Source organism: Paenibacillus sp. FW507-14B1B (genome assembly GCF_058781425.1).
Genome location: NZ_JBYSWS010000003.1, coordinates 467,199 through 483,300 on the forward strand (window position 1 = coordinate 467,199; position 16,102 = coordinate 483,300).

Annotated in this window: 15 protein-coding genes; 5 read left to right on the plus strand and 10 right to left on the minus strand. The window is 43.3% G+C overall.

Going from position 1 to position 16,102, the window contains the following annotated elements:
* Nucleotides 1–3: 3 nt before the first annotated feature.
* A complete protein-coding gene (locus AC3WJJ_RS17775) occupies nt 4–471 on the minus strand; it encodes a hypothetical protein (protein ID WP_492542750.1) in 468 nt (155 codons plus the stop codon).
* Nucleotides 472–691: 220 nt separating this feature from the next.
* Here AC3WJJ_RS17775 and AC3WJJ_RS17780 point away from each other — a divergent pair, with 220 nt between their 5' ends.
* Nucleotides 692–2,602, plus strand: coding sequence for a beta-N-acetylhexosaminidase (locus AC3WJJ_RS17780; protein WP_492542752.1), 1,911 nt, complete (start codon nt 692–694; stop codon nt 2,600–2,602).
* Nucleotides 2,603–2,684: 82 nt separating this feature from the next.
* Here the strand turns inward: AC3WJJ_RS17780 and AC3WJJ_RS17785 are convergent, their stop codons facing one another.
* From AC3WJJ_RS17785 to AC3WJJ_RS17815, 7 genes are all read right to left on the minus strand, one after another.
* A complete protein-coding gene (locus AC3WJJ_RS17785) occupies nt 2,685–3,317 on the minus strand; it encodes an FMN-dependent NADH-azoreductase (protein WP_492542754.1) in 633 nt (210 codons plus the stop codon).
* 599 nt (nt 3,318–3,916) lie between these two features.
* The gene (locus AC3WJJ_RS17790) at nt 3,917–4,918 is read right to left on the minus strand and encodes an SPFH domain-containing protein (RefSeq protein WP_492542756.1); all 1,002 of its coding nucleotides are present in this window, start codon (nt 4,916–4,918) and stop codon (nt 3,917–3,919) included.
* A gap of 18 nt (nt 4,919–4,936) precedes the next feature.
* Complete coding sequence (locus tag AC3WJJ_RS17795) at nt 4,937–5,731, minus strand: TPM domain-containing protein (protein WP_492543091.1); 795 nt, start codon at nt 5,729–5,731, stop codon at nt 4,937–4,939.
* 2 nt (nt 5,732–5,733) lie between these two features.
* Nucleotides 5,734–6,765 (minus strand): TFIIB-type zinc ribbon-containing protein, encoded by a 1,032-nt coding sequence (locus AC3WJJ_RS17800; RefSeq protein ID WP_492542757.1) that lies wholly within the window; start codon nt 6,763–6,765, stop codon nt 5,734–5,736.
* 14 nt (nt 6,766–6,779) lie between these two features.
* Complete coding sequence (locus tag AC3WJJ_RS17805) at nt 6,780–7,394, minus strand: PspA/IM30 family protein (protein WP_492542759.1); 615 nt, start codon at nt 7,392–7,394, stop codon at nt 6,780–6,782.
* Nucleotides 7,395–7,498: 104 nt separating this feature from the next.
* Complete coding sequence (csaA, locus tag AC3WJJ_RS17810; RefSeq protein ID WP_492542761.1) at nt 7,499–7,828, minus strand: chaperone CsaA; 330 nt, start codon at nt 7,826–7,828, stop codon at nt 7,499–7,501.
* A 95-nt stretch (nt 7,829–7,923) separates the two neighbouring features.
* Nucleotides 7,924–8,109 (minus strand): hypothetical protein, encoded by a 186-nt coding sequence (locus tag AC3WJJ_RS17815; protein ID WP_422659353.1) that lies wholly within the window; start codon nt 8,107–8,109, stop codon nt 7,924–7,926.
* A 373-nt stretch (nt 8,110–8,482) separates the two neighbouring features.
* Between AC3WJJ_RS17815 and AC3WJJ_RS17820 the strand changes: the two genes are divergently transcribed.
* The 4 genes from AC3WJJ_RS17820 to AC3WJJ_RS17835 all read left to right on the plus strand — a co-directional run bounded on the left by AC3WJJ_RS17820 (nt 8,483) and on the right by AC3WJJ_RS17835 (nt 12,615).
* Nucleotides 8,483–9,790 (plus strand): hemolysin family protein, encoded by a 1,308-nt coding sequence (locus AC3WJJ_RS17820; protein WP_492542763.1) that lies wholly within the window; start codon nt 8,483–8,485, stop codon nt 9,788–9,790.
* Between the two features lie 69 nt (nt 9,791–9,859).
* Entirely contained in the window at nt 9,860–10,900 is a 1,041-nt protein-coding gene (locus tag AC3WJJ_RS17825) for a hemolysin family protein (protein WP_492542765.1), read from the plus strand.
* Nucleotides 10,901–11,113: 213 nt separating this feature from the next.
* Entirely contained in the window at nt 11,114–11,605 is a 492-nt protein-coding gene (locus tag AC3WJJ_RS17830) for an RNA polymerase sigma factor (RefSeq protein ID WP_492542767.1), read from the plus strand.
* Entirely contained in the window at nt 11,602–12,615 is a 1,014-nt protein-coding gene (locus AC3WJJ_RS17835) for an anti-sigma factor (protein ID WP_492542769.1), read from the plus strand. Before AC3WJJ_RS17830 ends, AC3WJJ_RS17835 begins: the two co-directional genes overlap by 4 nt.
* A 64-nt stretch (nt 12,616–12,679) precedes the next feature.
* Here AC3WJJ_RS17835 and AC3WJJ_RS17840 read toward each other — a convergent pair whose 3' ends face one another.
* Together AC3WJJ_RS17840 and AC3WJJ_RS17845 are read right to left on the minus strand one after the other, a co-directional pair.
* Nucleotides 12,680–14,404: an alpha-1,3-galactosidase-related protein gene (locus tag AC3WJJ_RS17840; RefSeq protein ID WP_492542771.1), complete on the minus strand. Its 1,725-nt coding sequence runs from the start codon at nt 14,402–14,404 to the stop codon at nt 12,680–12,682.
* Between the two features lie 28 nt (nt 14,405–14,432).
* The gene (locus tag AC3WJJ_RS17845; RefSeq protein ID WP_492542773.1) at nt 14,433–16,085 is read right to left on the minus strand and encodes a response regulator transcription factor; all 1,653 of its coding nucleotides are present in this window, start codon (nt 16,083–16,085) and stop codon (nt 14,433–14,435) included.
* Nucleotides 16,086–16,102 lie beyond the last annotated feature (17 nt).

Here is a 16,102-nt window from a genome sequence, read left to right on the forward strand (position 1 = left end):
AGCTCAGTTATCGTATTCACTCAAGGTATGCAGATTAAAAGTCTCACTAGCAAGTGAACTACCGTCCATTCCTAAAGCCTGAACTCCAATATGATGATGGAAATTTTGACCCTTTATGTTCCATTCAAAAGACCATCCATCATCTCCATCTACATCATAACCGATTAACTCTCTTTCCTTCCCCGTCTCCGTACCTGTCGGTGCAGACCAAAATATGACCGCGTCCGCATTCTGCGCTTCAACATAGATCGTTAAAGTTTCTGCGTCTTCGTTAACAACCCACCATCCATTTTCGATCTTGGCATCGGTATAGACCTTATCAATCTTAACGGATGTTTCAATTGGCACTTCAGAAGAGGGGCCTGCTTCCTCCTCGTTATGTGAGAGGATCTTAGGCTCCTCGCTACGGTTACAAGCAGTTATCAGCACCATGAAAAATACAGCGAAAATCACTATACATCTTTTTCTCATATCTTAACCTCCATGTGTTACAAGTCATTTTCTCTCTTTAATCCAACATTCAGTTCCTATAAAGAAATAACTCTTTCGCTAAGCCAAAGTTACATAAATCCTATAACAAATCATTAGCGAAACTAATGATTGATTTCCCCTCTGCATTCCAATAAGATTAAACATTATAATGATATAATGTTTAATCTCGCAAATCATACTAAGCAAAGGAGATGTTACAATGAAACTTCGTTTCGAGGGCGATATTACGAATCTCATGCCCGGTATTCAGTCTTTGTTAGATGAGGTTAAAGTTGAGCTCAGTGAGGATGGAATTCCAGTTCGAGTAGAAGCCTCACAAGGCGGCCTGGAAGTCGGTTATGAAGAGAACCATGCCTACATTCGTTATGAAAGAAAACATCAATTTTTCCGGGGACTTGGGTTACTCATCCAACATAGCTGCACAAGCAATTCATTCCACCTTCAAGAGAAGCAGCAATTTGACGAAATTGGGCCGATGTTCGACTTATCTCGTAACGCCGTATTTACGGTAGATAGCTTTAAATTAATGCTGAACAAAATGGCACTCATGGGTATGAACACGGTCATGCTATACATGGAAGATACATATGAGATCGAAGGAGAACCTTACTTCGGCTACATGCGGGGACGCTATTCGCAAGAAGAGTTAAGAGAGATTGATGATTATGCTGATCAATTCGGTATCGAAGCTTTTCCAAGCATCCAGACCCTTGCCCACCTAGAAGAATTTCTGAAGTGGGAGCCGGTCAGACATTACAAGGATACCAAAGGGGCGCTACTCGTCGGAAGTGAGCAGACAAATTCACTGATCGAGCGAATGATCGTGGCAGCCAGCGCACCATTCCGCAGCAAAAAAATTCATATCGGAATGGACGAAGCCGAGGAACTTGGCCGAGGTAAGTACTTAGACAAGAACGGTTACGATACCCGCTTCAACATCATGATCTCTCATTTGGATAAAGTGCTCGAAATCGTTCGCAGTCGGGGATTGAAGCCTATGATGTGGAGCGATATGTTCTTGAAGCTTGCCTCAGGTAATGGTGAAGATTATTACAACAAGGAAACCTCGATACCCGAAGAAATGGCCCGCCGTATACCAAAGGATGTGGATATGGTGTATTGGGATTACAACCATATTGAGGCAGAAGATTATGAGAATTTGATTGGCAAGCACAGACCACTTGGTTGTAACTTGGTCTTCGCGGGAGCAGTATGGATCTTTAACACGTTCGGGGTCAATTATGGCTTATCCCTAAATGCATCTGATGTAGCACTGCAGGTATGCAAAAAAGAAGGAATTCGCGAAGTGTACGCAACGATGTGGGGAGATGACGGGAATGAGGGCAATCCTTTTGCCGCGCTACTTGGTCTACAACTCTATGCAGAGCATGCATACTCAGAACAGAAGCCCTCTGAAGCTCAACTTGCCGAGCGAGTTAAGTTCTGTACTGGCATTGACAGAGAGACATTCCTACAATTGAAAGACCTGGACGAAATACCGGGTCAAGAGCCGAATAACTCCAAACAGAGCAATCCTTCGAAATTTTTATTATATCAGGATGTACTTCTAGGTTTGTTCGATAAACAAATTGAGGGTCTGGATCTAAATAACCATTATGAACAGCTGGAACAGAGCATTCATGCAAGACGGGACTCGAACGCTGATCTGGATTATCTATTTGAGATGCCTGAGAAGTTAAGTGCGGTCTTAAAACGCAAAAGCGAGATCGGTATTCATCTCAAGCAGGCCTATGACAATAAGGATACTGCCGCTCTAAAAGATATTGCTGAGAACGTATTGCCGGAGATTTCACAATTAGTTCAGGAATTACGCGCTGCACACCGTACCCAGTGGCTTCGAATGTTCAAGCCATTCGGATGGGAGGTCATCGATATTCGTTATGGCGGTGTAATCTCTCGATTGGATACGGCATCCCTTCGAATTATGGATTTTGTGGAAGGACGTATCCAGAGGATAGAAGAACTGGAGCAGGAACGATTAGTGTATAGTACAACGAATCGCTGGAATAACAAAGGTGTCGGCTGGTGCAGCTTCTACTATCGTATGGCCTCGCCGAACGTGTTCTATCATGTACTGAATCCATTTTGATTCGTGCCAGCTTACCTCTAAGGGAATACAAAAAAGACGACCCGGATCTCTCAGGTCGTCTTTTTTGTATTGAAGAGATTAATTAAGCAAGTTGTTTAGCAAGGGCAGCTGCAGCTTCTTTAACTTTTTCCATACCATCGTTAATGATTTCATCTTTACGCTCTGGGAATGCGTTGTGACCTTCGATCACCACTTCGTTGATGATTTCCATACCGAATACGCCACCTACAACATTACGCATGTAGTTTACAGCCATTTCTAGTGGAGCTGCTTCAGGAGTGGAGTAAATTCCGCCGCGAGCAGACAGGAAGATAGCTTTCTTATCGTTCATCATGCTAACCAGTTGGCCTTGCTCATTATATCTGAATGTGAATCCAGCTTGATACACATAGTCGATGAATGTTTGAAGTTTCGCAGGAATAGTCAGGTTCCACAGTGGGAATGCGAATACAACAACATCTGCTGCTGTAAGAGCATCCATAGCTTTCTGTTTAGCAGCCAAAATACGTCCTTCTACATCTGTCAATTCTGCGCCGCTTTGTACTTTACCAAATGCGTTGAACAGATCTTGACCGAAGTAAGGCATATCTTCTTCATATACATCGTAAGTAGTTACGTTAAGACCTTTCAATTCTTCCATGAAAGTTTCGTACATTTTGCTCGATACAGCTTCGGAAGCTGGGCGGTTATTTGCTTTTACAACTAGAATATTCATTTAATTAAAATCCCCTATCATTATGTTTTGTATTGGTATTAAGTAAAGTGTGTCATACCTCTTATATATAGTATAGCATCTTTCATTTAGTTAGTCACTAATTAATTTTGGTTCGTGTAAACATAAATGCTGCGCAAGGCATTTGGCGGACTGACGTTCCGTTATTTCGCTAATATTTTCTCTTTGAGAGCGTTAGCGGACACAGGAGCCGTTATTACCTTTAAACAGTTGAATATAGGGTGTTTTGAGCAAAATAACAGCTTCTGTATCCGGATAGTTTGCATACTCCATTGATTTCTAACATATAGCGGATTGTCTGTCCGCCAATTGTTCCAGTTACACCTTGAGTCATGCTACCACAACTTCCTTCCTTGTGATTATCGGAGGCCTCCTCCCCTTCCTCACGCTACCCATTCTGCTTCTGCCACGCTTCCCACTTTTGAGCAATATCAAGCCGCTGCAAGGTACTTAATTCCGAATAAAAACATTGCCCGTCGCGCCACTCAGGCTCAGAGCAAAAATCCACAACCTCCTACGGTTGTGGATTGCATGGTATATCCATTCTCGTTATTCCATCTCTCTAGTTAGATCTCTCAGGCCTAACCCAATTTCTGACCACAATTCGGGCAGAAATTAGCAGCGCCTTCGTTCTTCGCACCACAGTTCGGACAGAAGTTCGGCTTCTTACCCTCAGAAGCGGAAGGAGCAGGTGCCGATGGCTGAGTCTCAGCGGCAGGTTTCTGTCCCTGATTCTGACCTTGATTCATGTTCTTCATCATCTCGTTCGCCATGTTCATACCCATCATCATGCCCGCCATATCCGAAGCAGCACCGCCGCCCTGCACCTTACCGGATGCAATGCCGTCCGTCATACTTACCTGCTGATACTTCTGCAGATTACCGATCATTTCGTGGGAAGCTGTCTTCGTGATCATGTCTTGGATTTCTTTCGGATAATTGAAGCTCATAACCTGGAAGCCTGTAATGGTCATCCCGTTATCCATCACTTGCATATCCAAATCTTCTTGGATACCTCTAGCGATATCCGATGCATTCGCCTGCAAGTTGAACATATCCTTACCTTCCCGGCTAATCCACTTCATCAACAGCTGATCGAGCACTGAGGTAATCCGAATCTTCACATCCTCGACCAGATAACTCTCCTTCATCCCAGCAATCTTATCAATCAGCGTAACGTAATCCGTCACTTTGAAATTGAATGTACCGTTCGCACGAATCGGCATCCCGCCCGGAAGTTGTGGTGTAGGGATTAGAATCGGATTTTGCGTTCCCCACCGAACGGTGAATTCCTTCGTGTTGACGAACAAGACTTCCACCCGCATCCCACTGTTAAAACCAAACTTAAACCCTTTTAGTGTCGATAAGAAGGGGATGATCTCCGAGTCGATGCTATACGTCCCTTCGTCCTCGAATATCCCTTCGATCTTGCCATTATTCACGAAAATCGCGTCTTGACCGGAGCGGATAATCAATTTACTTCCTTTTTTAATCTCCCGATTGCTCCACTTCCAAAAAATCATATCATCTCTAAACTCTTCCCATTCCACCACATTCGAAAATTGATTTCTGAAGAATCCCATACTATATCATTCCTTCCCTTAGAATTTCCCGCTGCTACTGCTATGCGAATGTCCACCTCGGGAGACACCACCGCCTCCACTGCCACCCGAGCCGCCTCCACCAGAGTTACGCTCAATCTTACGCTTCGTTGTCGTTGTTCGAATATAACGGTCTTCCCGGTCCACAATCCCCGAAGTGCTTGCATCCTCATAAGTACGCCGATTGATGGTCACACGACCACCGGAACGATAAGCCATCACCGCAACGGCAATACCTCCGATAACCACCGCTCCTCCCAGCTGAAACCAGATGTTAAACAGGATATTGTCAGGATTCACTCCCGGCTCAAATCCCATATATCGATAGGCAGTCTTAATATATTGTTCAAAAGCTTGGCTGTAATCGCCACTGGATAGAGCGGGCGTAATCTTGTTACGTATCTTATCGAGCCTACCACTGTCCAGATATTTCTCTGCTTTATAATAACCTTCTAAATGTACATCTCGGCTATCTAGCACGAGTGTCAGAATCACAGCATTCCCATGTTTCTTATCATATCCGGGTGCGTATTCATCGTAGAAATTCTCCGTCATTAACTCATAGTCGTCATTGGGAGCACGCTTCGCTGTAAGGATGATGATGTCCGTTTCTCGCTTAGCCCCGTATTCATTCGCCATCACATTGAGTTCTTCCCGCTCTTCCTGACTGAGCAGCTCCGCTTTATCAAAGATCAATGGCTTCATCTCGACTGCAGCCGCGGTCATCCCCGCTGGAGCAGCAACATAAACAACCAGGAAGAACAACAAGGCAATCACCGCTCGGAACCTTCTCATACTCATAGGAATTCGCCTCCCATCATCCAAGAGATGAGCCTAAGTACCAAGAAGGAGACGCCGGAAATTGCGGCGAACCATCCTCCCACCTTCGCTTTGCTAATCGGAGGCTTGCCAACAACCTTGCCGGTCTGACCATTCATCGCGAAGGTATGCTCTGTTTTGTTGAAGTCATAATGTACCATCCAGACCGGAAGCAGAACATACTCGGCCTGTTTCACCGTCGTATCAATCTGCTTATTCGTATAGTTTACGGTCGTATAGCCCGTCACCGCTGACGAGATATATTGCTCAATAAAACCTCTGATTTTATCTTTAGAACGCGGGAGTAACTCCTTCTCGTCATAACTGTATTTTTCCGCAATATAGCCTGCGAGATACGGGGTCTTGAAGCTTTTGAGCTGTTCGTATGGAAAAGGCTCTAATTTATCCATAAGTTCATCATTCATTTTCTCTGAAGCATCAATTGGCACTCTCACATAATTGAGTCGGATTTTACGGTAAATTTCGTAATGCTGCGTCTCCGTATACTGATAATCCCCTCGGGTGTAGACTCTAACCTTCGTCCCGTGTCCTTGAACCTGCACTTTATTATGTAATTCATATAACCAGAATGGTACATAGATCCCGGTAATCCCCTTCACGCGATCCGCAGTCATGAATCCACTGGGTGTCAGAAGGCCATTCTTGCACCATTTCTTGAACGCCTTCATCGCTTCTTCCTTGCTGATCGAAAAAGGGATCACCTTCGCCGGAGCCAGCTTCCCCTTCAGTCTGTCCCCCAGAACAACTGCTGAGCCACAGAAGCTGCAAGAGGTTGCCGTTGTCTCCGCTTCCGTCATAATAACAGCACCGCAACTGGTACAGTGATATTCACTGACTTCATCTTCTGTAAAAACATTCGTGACAAGCGGATCGGGCATACTCTCAATGTTGTCATGTCTCCCGCAGCTAGGACAAGATAACGTTCCTGTCTCACTGTCAAAGACCATGCCGCTGCCACAGTTCGGGCATTTGTATTCAATAACCGGCATCTACTCACCCCACTTTATCGTTCATTCTGCTCTTTCTCCAGCTGTGCGATCAGGTCATCCAAGTCATCTTTCTTCGTGCCTGCTCTAAGCTCGGCTAATGCTAGTGCCTCATCGAGAGCCAGACTAGCCTTCTCTTCCATGGCATCGAATGCCGTCTTAGCATGACGATCATTCTGTGCTTGCTGTGCCTTTGCAGCGGCCATCTTCCCTTTCAGTTCGGTATGACGTGCTTCGAGCTGTGCCATATCCGATACAAGCTTATCTTGCATTTGCTTCATCATAGCAGCTTTGGAAGCCGCCTGATCATAGGCTGTTTGTAAGTCGCCCAGCTTCTCCGCTTGCACCGCCTTTCGATCCAGAAACTTCGAAGCATCCCCGTCATTACCTGCTTCCATAGACTTCTCCGCATAACGCTCCAGCTTCTTGATCTCCGCCATACATTCATCCAGCGCTCTCTTCGATCTTCGCTCATCCGTTATCACGGAAGCTGTCTCAGCCTTGACCTTTCCCAAATCACTGCTTAAATTCTGCATATATTCATGAATCGTCTTCTCCGGATCCTCTTCTCTATGAAGCAAGGCATTTATATTGACGCTCATAATGTCCTTAAATCTCGACAAAATTCCCATGATGCAATCCCTCCTCAAAATTTCACATTTACCCTTTAATACAATCTATTCAGGCAAAAGGTTTCATTTCACGAAGATGACAACAGTACCAGATCTGAATCACCTCAAGCAATTGGTGTGCCGTTCGGAACGGGCTGCCCTGGTTTTAATAGCACAACATCCCCCTCTTCAGGAACCCCGCCAAGAATCAACACCTCAGAATCAAAGCCTGCAATCCGCCGCACTGGAAAATTCACAACGGCAACCACTTGCTCACCAATAAGCTGCTCCGGTTCATATCTTTTCGTAATTTGGGCAGAGGATCGCTTTACCCCAAGTTCGCCAAAATCAATCTCCAGCTTTAGAGCAGGCTTTCGTGCTTTTAGAAAAGGTTCTGCTTTCACTACCGTACCAATGCGTATATCTAACTTTCCAAAGTCCTCAATCGTTGCCATAGGGATCACTCCATTTCCTTATAAATCATTATAAAAAAAGAAAACACCTTATAAAGGTGCTCTTTTGCCGATATGTACATTCTACTGAAATTGTTCTATTTGCGACGACTCTTCGTAATTCGATTATACATAATCAGTGCAGCTACCACCATGCCCGCATATCCAAGGTTCTCCGCCGCTCCAGGCGCCATACCAAACAACATACACAGGTTAGTAACAAAACTCTTCGTAATCAGTGCGACCAAGACTAACATGATCGGACGCCATATATTATACCTCATTTTCACAACACTCCTGACCCAGCCCCAGAATGAATCGACAATCTCAATATTTAATAGGATGACGATTAGACACTATTATAACATGAATAGGAATGCGCATACATTTTTAGAACCCGCTTAAATAACTGATGCTATTGAAATGTTAAAATGACTTACTAGTGTTTTAGCTTACAGTTCACTTACAAAATTGTAATACGCGGAAATTTAGAAGTGGAATGATTTTATGGTATTGTTGAAACAATCCAACCATGACGTAACTGTATGGTTTAGTTCTTAACTAAGAGGAGGAAGAACCGCTATCATTAAATAGAGTATTGGTATCGTTTAGAATGAAACTATCTTTGGAGGTGAACCCCTCAGTCGAGGGAAGTCATTGGACATTGTAACTATTACGAATTTATTTGTGCTCGTTGTTTTGATTGGATTAACTGCCTTTTTCGTTGCATCCGAATTTGCTGTTGTTAAAATACGTGTATCTCGAATCGACCAAATCATTGCCGAAGGTAATAAAAAAGCGGTCTTGGCAAAGAAGGTCGTCACCGATCTCGATTACTATCTCTCAGCCTGTCAACTCGGTATAACCGTTACTGCCCTCGGTCTTGGAGCTCTAGGAAAGCCAACCGTTGAACGCTTACTATATCCCGTATTTGATTATCTAAATATACCAGGATCGATTGCTTCTGTTGCTTCATATGCTATAGCCTTTATCTTCGTAACCTTCCTACATGTCGTAGTGGGTGAGATGGCACCTAAGACTCTAGCAATTCAGTATGCCGAGAAAATGACGATGCTGCTTGCTGCGCCATTGTATTGGTTTGGCAAGATCATGTATCCATTTATTTGGGCATTGAATGGGGCATCACGCATCCTCCTTCGGGGATTTGGGGTAAAGCCTGCGGAGCATGACCAAGCATATTCGGAAGACGAGCTTCGAATTATTATGAATCAAAGCTTTGAAGGTGGCGAGATTAACCAAACGAAACTTGCTTATATGAATAATGTATTTTCTTTTGATGAGCGGGTTGCCAAGGACATTATGGTTCCACGGACAGAATTGATTACCTTAGATAAGGATATGCAGTATACAGAAATCATCCGTATTCTAGATAAATACAATTACTCCCGTTACCCCGTCACAGAAGCGGCTGATAAGGATCGAATTATAGGGATCGTGAATGTAAAAAAGATGCTTCCCTATATTGTTGCTAAAAAAGAAATCAAGATGGAGGATTTCATCCGGAAACTTCCCCATGTTATTGAAAACACGCGGATACAGGATGCCATGATCAAAATGCAGCAGCAACAAGTGCATATGGCCGTCGTGATCGATGAATATGGCGGTACATCCGGTATTCTTACCATGGAAGATATATTAGAAGAAATTGTAGGCGAAATTCGTGATGAATTTGATGCGGATGAAGTAGCCGATATACAGAAAACAAGAGATCATGAGTATTTGATTAACGGCCGCGTCCTCCTGAACGAACTGGTGAAGCAGTTTGAAATTACGTTTGAGGGCGATGAAGAGATGGACACCATTGGAGGCTGGATTCAGTATCAGAAAGGTACAACCGTTGAAGTCGGTGATGTTATTGAACATGGAGAATTTGTGTGGACTGTAGCAGAGATGGATAACTTTCAGATCAAACAAGTTATTCTTCAGTATGTTTCTCATAGCTAGAGGGATTCTCTTGATGAAAGAAAGTAAGAACAATTTCTTGGAGGTGAATCCCTCAATTGAGGGAATGAATTGGATGGAATAATTGCGTTAAACTTAGTTTTAGTCGCTGTATTTATTGGACTAACCGCTTTCTTTGTCGGAGCTGAATTTGCGATATTAAAAGTACGGATGTCGAGGATCGATCAACTGATTGCTGAGGGGAATAAAAAAGCAGTAACTGCCAAAAAGGTAGCTCATGATTTGGATTATTACCTATCAGCCTGTCAGCTGGGTATTACCATTACTGCGCTTGTACTTGGTGCGCTGGGTGAACCGACAGTAGAAAAGATACTGCACCCAATCTTTGATCATTTTAATGTACCCGCAGCTGTAGCAACCGCACTATCCTATACCATCGCTCTGGCTATTATTACATTTTTGCATGTCGTTATCGGTGAATTGGCACCGAAGACACTAGCCATACAGTTTGCAGAGAAGATGACGTTACTACTAGCTACACCGCTTTATTGGTTCGGTAAAATCATGTATCCATTCATTTATGCTCTAAATGGCTCTGCACAACTATTACTACGTATGTTTGGTGTAAAGCCTGCAGGGCACGAGACGGTCTATTCCGAAGAGGAGCTCAGACTCATTGTGACTCATAGTTATGAGAGCGGAGAGATCAATCAAACGGAACTTGATTATCTGGAGAACATTTTCGCATTTGATGAACGAGTACTCAAAGAAATTATGATCAAGCGTGAACAGATTGTTACATTAAGAAAGGATATGTCTCATGATGAGATGATGAAAGTTGTCTTTGCACATGATTATACCCGTTACCCTGTCACAGAAGAGGGACATGATCGATTTATCGGATTCATTAACACCAAAGAAATGCTGACGAGTATGGCTGCGGGACGAGAATGTAGAATGAACGAATATATTCATGAAATGCCTAGCTTTTTGCAGAACTCATCTATTAAAGATGTTCTCATTAAAATGCAGCAAAGTCGTGTTCACATGGCAACTGTAACGAATGAGGATGGAGCGACCATAGGTCTCGTTACAATGGAAGATATACTAGAAGAAATCGTCGGCGATATTCGTGACGAAGACAATTTGTAATTGTAGTTAGACAAGGAACCCCCAACAGCCTCATGGCTGTGGGGGTTCTTTTACTTTATATTAGAGTTTTACTACATTCTCGGCTTGTGGTCCCGCTTTCCTTCTACGATATTAACTCGATGCGATCGCATTCGTTGTTTCTTCAGTAAAATTTTCACACTACTCTTAACATTTCAGATATCCACCCGTTATACCTATGAAAGGTGGTGAAGCATGGACACCGGAAGGCTATACACAATGTTGCAACCCAAGCTAAATGAAATCCGGAAATATCTGATTCGTCTGGGCGCTTCTCCATCTGATGCAGAGGATATCGTACAGGAGACGGTCTATAAAGCTTTCTCATACATTGATTCGATTGAAGACGGAAAGTTTGGCGCGTGGATGTATAAGGTAGCGATTAACCAATATTACGATCTCTGCCGCCGAAAAAAGTGGATTAACATTCCGATCGATACGATGGACATTCCAGATTCCGAGTTGCCGGAAGACTCTCTTTTGATTCAGGAAAAGAAAGAAGAAGTAGAAGTTGTTCTGAACCAGCTCATACCACTCCATAAACAGCTTCTCATTATGAAATATGAACTGGAGCTGCCGTATAAGGAAATAGCGAAGTTACTCGGCATGCGGATGGAACATGTTAAAGCGGCGCTATACCAAGCGAGGCAGCAGTTCAAAAAAAAGTATGGGAGTGAAGTTCAATGAACGAATCGTATAAAAAAGATGATGAGGTCAATTTTTCAAAAGTAATTAAGAAAGCAAAATGGAAATCAATCATACGAACGACGATCATTTCAGTGTTGGTATCTGTCATCGCTCTGTTTGGTCTGATGCTTGGAAATACTCAACTAACGGGCGCGAGTTTCCAGCGTACTATGGACAGTGAATATGCTTATAAACGGATTACTGGTCCAAATGAAGTGCAAACAGCCCAATCTGGTAACAGCGGATTTTTGTCAGGTACATTGCAAATATATACCGCTAAAGTGATTGAAGGGGTCGTCATACCTTGGTCTAATAAAGAAACAAGTTACAATGTCTTACCCTTCCTAAGCTTCAATTCCTTGTCTGGAAGCATTAAGCAAAGTGTCTCAGTGCCTGATGCCTCTATGCAAGACAACGGTTATGAGTATACACGAAGTTATAACGGATTAAACGGACAACGAGAGATGATGTTTTACATTCCGGAAGTCGATTATAACGACAAAATTCTAAATGATCTCCCCCTGCTTCAGGAGATGGATCCAGCAAAGCTCGTCGAAATGTCCATTTCTTTTGATAAAAGTTATTCGTTAAGCGAAGTGAAGCAATTGACACCTCCCGGCCTAACCCAGACCTGGTATTGGGTGGATACATACGACAATAAAAAATATTTAGAGCCTTATATCGATGGAAACGGAAATAAAAGTTACGCTACTCCTTTTTCAGAATCATGGGCTCATGGGTTTGGAATCTCTCCAACCGAACCAACAACGGAGATAACCGAACAAAAATTCCTTGATGCTTTAGAAATGGGTATTCAGTTGAAGGGTCAATACCGTTATGATTTCAACCGAATCTACAATTATTTGAAGAAAGATAAAGAAAAGCCGGATGCGAGTGATGTTCGTATTCTGGGCGTGGTCGTTACGGGAACGGCAAAGGAGCTTCAGGTGCTAAGTGGGCAACCTTATGTGAGGGGAGCTACTTTAGGGGCTATAGTCGATAAATACTAATTGTTGAAGGCCCTTCTCTTTCGAGCGGGGCCTTTGCATGATCCATAATGACAAGTCCAACCTCTTATGAGATATCAACCTCTTGATCATTGATCTTCGCTACCGCTAATTTACCTGTCGCAAAATGATTGCCTTCCATGCTTACGTTCCTGCACGCTTTTAGCTCTATTGGATACTTCATCACATGGTGTGGTTCATAGGCTCCGCTGTTCTCAATTACATTATGTGCGAATGTGAGTCCATCCACAGACAATCCATAGACAATTCCCGTGTCAAAGGCAACAAACCGATTATGCTCAATCGAAATGTTACGATGGTAGTATCCTTCGAATTGTTCGGGATTTTCAATCTCAGGGTCAATATCAATAACCGCTCTTCCCCAATCCGGACAGCAGTAGTTGCAGTCGATAAACTCATTATGACGAATAGACAACTGCTTAACCGCACCTGACTCAAACCAAGAATTTGCATCGCCGGATACTTTGATTCCTGATCCAGGTACACTAATCTTATTATGCTCCACTAGGATATCGCCGGATGTTGTAAGCAATAACCCCCGTGCACGATTCGCGCGAATGATATTATGTGTAATGATCACGTCAGGAGTCCATGACAGATTTTCAATCACATCGTTTATGCGTACATGATCCGAGAGCGGCTGATCAAATGTGATGATCATATAATCCTTATTTAGGTGCTTCACGTCTTTCACGCTCGCACTAGAATATGCCTGTAGCGACTCATGACTAACAAAAGCGAATTCGTCACCGCTTCCAGCAATCTCAATCCCTTTTGCCATACCATGGGCCAGTTCTATAAGGAGTTGATCATCACGCAAACGCTCGGTTATTTTGGCATAAATGCCATGAATATTACAAGGATCATCCAACTGATTCTCGAATAAACAATGCTCAATTCTAATCAAACCCCGGCAATACACGAAGTGAGTGGCATCCGCTGTGGCTGATACAATCCGCTCACTCCCCTCGCGCAGCTTGACCTCAAATCGATGCAGATGAATACTGTCGCACTTCTGTGCGATTAGTCCCATCCCAGGGGCGTGATGTACACAAACCGTACCCAGGTTGATATGAGCTCCACCGTTAATAAAGAATGCCGGGTTTTCCCTTCTGCCAAATCGCAGAGCTACAATGTTCCCCACTTGTGGAATATATGGGCCAAGTCCATGGAATGTGATAACTCCCGGTTCCACTTCCTCTACATGCGTATCCCGCACTCGCCCCCATCCGAATCGATCACCACTTTGATAGGCAGGAGCATTTGTATTCGGATCAAATTCATTCATCCCCCACACAGGTTCCCACTTCCCAAACTTAAATTGAATCCGATTCTGTTCCAACCTGTAAGGTTGATCAGGCGACATTTGAACATCGAAAGAATCAGCATCCGAACGCGTGACTATCCCTTGTGCAAACATCGGTTGCTCCCAATCGATAACGATGTTTTTAACGACAATATGACGACTGTCCTCTACAACAAACGGAATCATTGGACCATGAAAAATAAACTCCGACCCCTGCCCATCCACCGTAAGGTTGTTCATTTGAAATATCGGAAACGCAATTCGGCGCACTCCCTCCTGATCGTGGTTGGATATAAACAATTGCTTCTCATGAGCATGATCTGGATAAAAGTGATACTCCCCCTTCGGAAATACAAGTTCTGCTTGTTCAAACTGCCGGGAGTGTTCCAGCGCAAAGATTACCGCTAAGGTATTGTCATGCCCCTTCCCTGACTTCACTCCGAATTGATCCGCATGTATGATCATTGAATATCCCTCCGTAATCACGAATTGGTTAATTCCCGTTCCGGTACTCTTGTGGTGTAATATCATTGTACTTTTTGAAAAATCTTATAAAAGCTACGCCAGACTGGTAACCGACAGCATTCGATATATCTTGAATTTTCATATTCGTTTCTTTGAGCAGCTTCTTTGCCTTCTCATTGCGGAGGGAAGCCGTATACTCTGTGATTCCATAACCTGTGATGCTTTTATATAGACGTGACAGATAGGATGGATTGAGATGAACCTGTTCCGCAAGTTCGGTTAACGATATGCTCTTGTCCATATTCGTCTGTATATACTCGCGAACCTTGCTCACGATCATATGTACATTTTCATCCAATTCATTCTCTTTACAGCGGAATATATACTGTGCCAGTTCCTGAAAATAGTCACTTAAATCTGTCCACGAGATGATCGTCTCTGTATCCAGCAATTTATCAGGAGCAACATGTTTCATAACCTTCGAAGTTAACTCATACCTATTCATGTAAGACATCATCAACGAAGAAATACTATGATAGACTTCCATCTTCAAGAAATCGTGGACATCCTCATCCATAATAATAGCAAGCAGTTCCTCCAAAATTGCTGAAAAAGCCTGCTCTTCCCCATTTTCCAAATGGTAACCGAGTAAACTGACTTTTCTTTGAAGCGAGAATCCTGCTACCTTGTCTGAAGTCTCCACCTTATCGATCATTTCTTTGCCACTGCCTTCAATCAGAAGCACTTCACTCTGCATTCCTATCTTCTTAGCAAGTAGGGTAATCAGTTGATCGAATCTCTCAGATATGGCTGTCCAATCACAAGCGGCATTACCGAACACAAAAGAAATAGGCAGTTTGAGTAAGCTTGAGCACACGTCTTGAACCGTTTCAAGCATTCCTTTTATTAAATAAAAGACCCGCTCCCATTCTTCATCTTCGACGTGACCATCTTGCACCTGCCGTGGTTGAATGAACCAAACGATCTTAGAACGCTCATAAATTACGGCAGTTAACAACACCCGCTCACCTAAACATTCCTCAACAATGTTCTGAACCGCATATAGAAGTGATTCTTGATCAGGTCTGATCGATACGGCACGCCAGCTGTCGATTCTCGCCACTAGTAAGTAAACGGGAAATCTACTCTTTAGAGGGATCCGCATATCTTCAAAATAAGGCTCGATTCGTTCGCGACTCTTCTCCTTACCCTCTAGCAATGACAGCAAAAATTGCTTTTGCAGCGAGGGAATCGCTAACTGCATATATTGCTGTGCTTTCTCAATCAAATACTCCGATGCGAATTGCTCCTCGATCGCCTCAATCGCTTTGGACACAACGCGAATAATCTTGGACTGCTCCTCTGTCTTCAGGATATAGTCAAATGCCCCCAAGCTTAGTGCACTCTGCACATAGTTAAAATCGTTAAAGCTAGTCAAGAAGATGACTTTGCAGTTAGGCCACTGCTCTTTAATGATCTCAAACAAAGCTATACCTTCTAGATGAGGCATTTTAATATCAGATAGAACAATATCAATCCGGTTCATCTTAAGCACTTCAATGGCCTCTATGCCTGAATAAGCTTTGTATATTTCTAGATCAAGTGTTTCCTCATCTTGTAACAATTCAGCTAATCCTTCTACGATGATTGGAACATCATCAACAACCAATATACGATGCATATCAAATATCCCGCCTG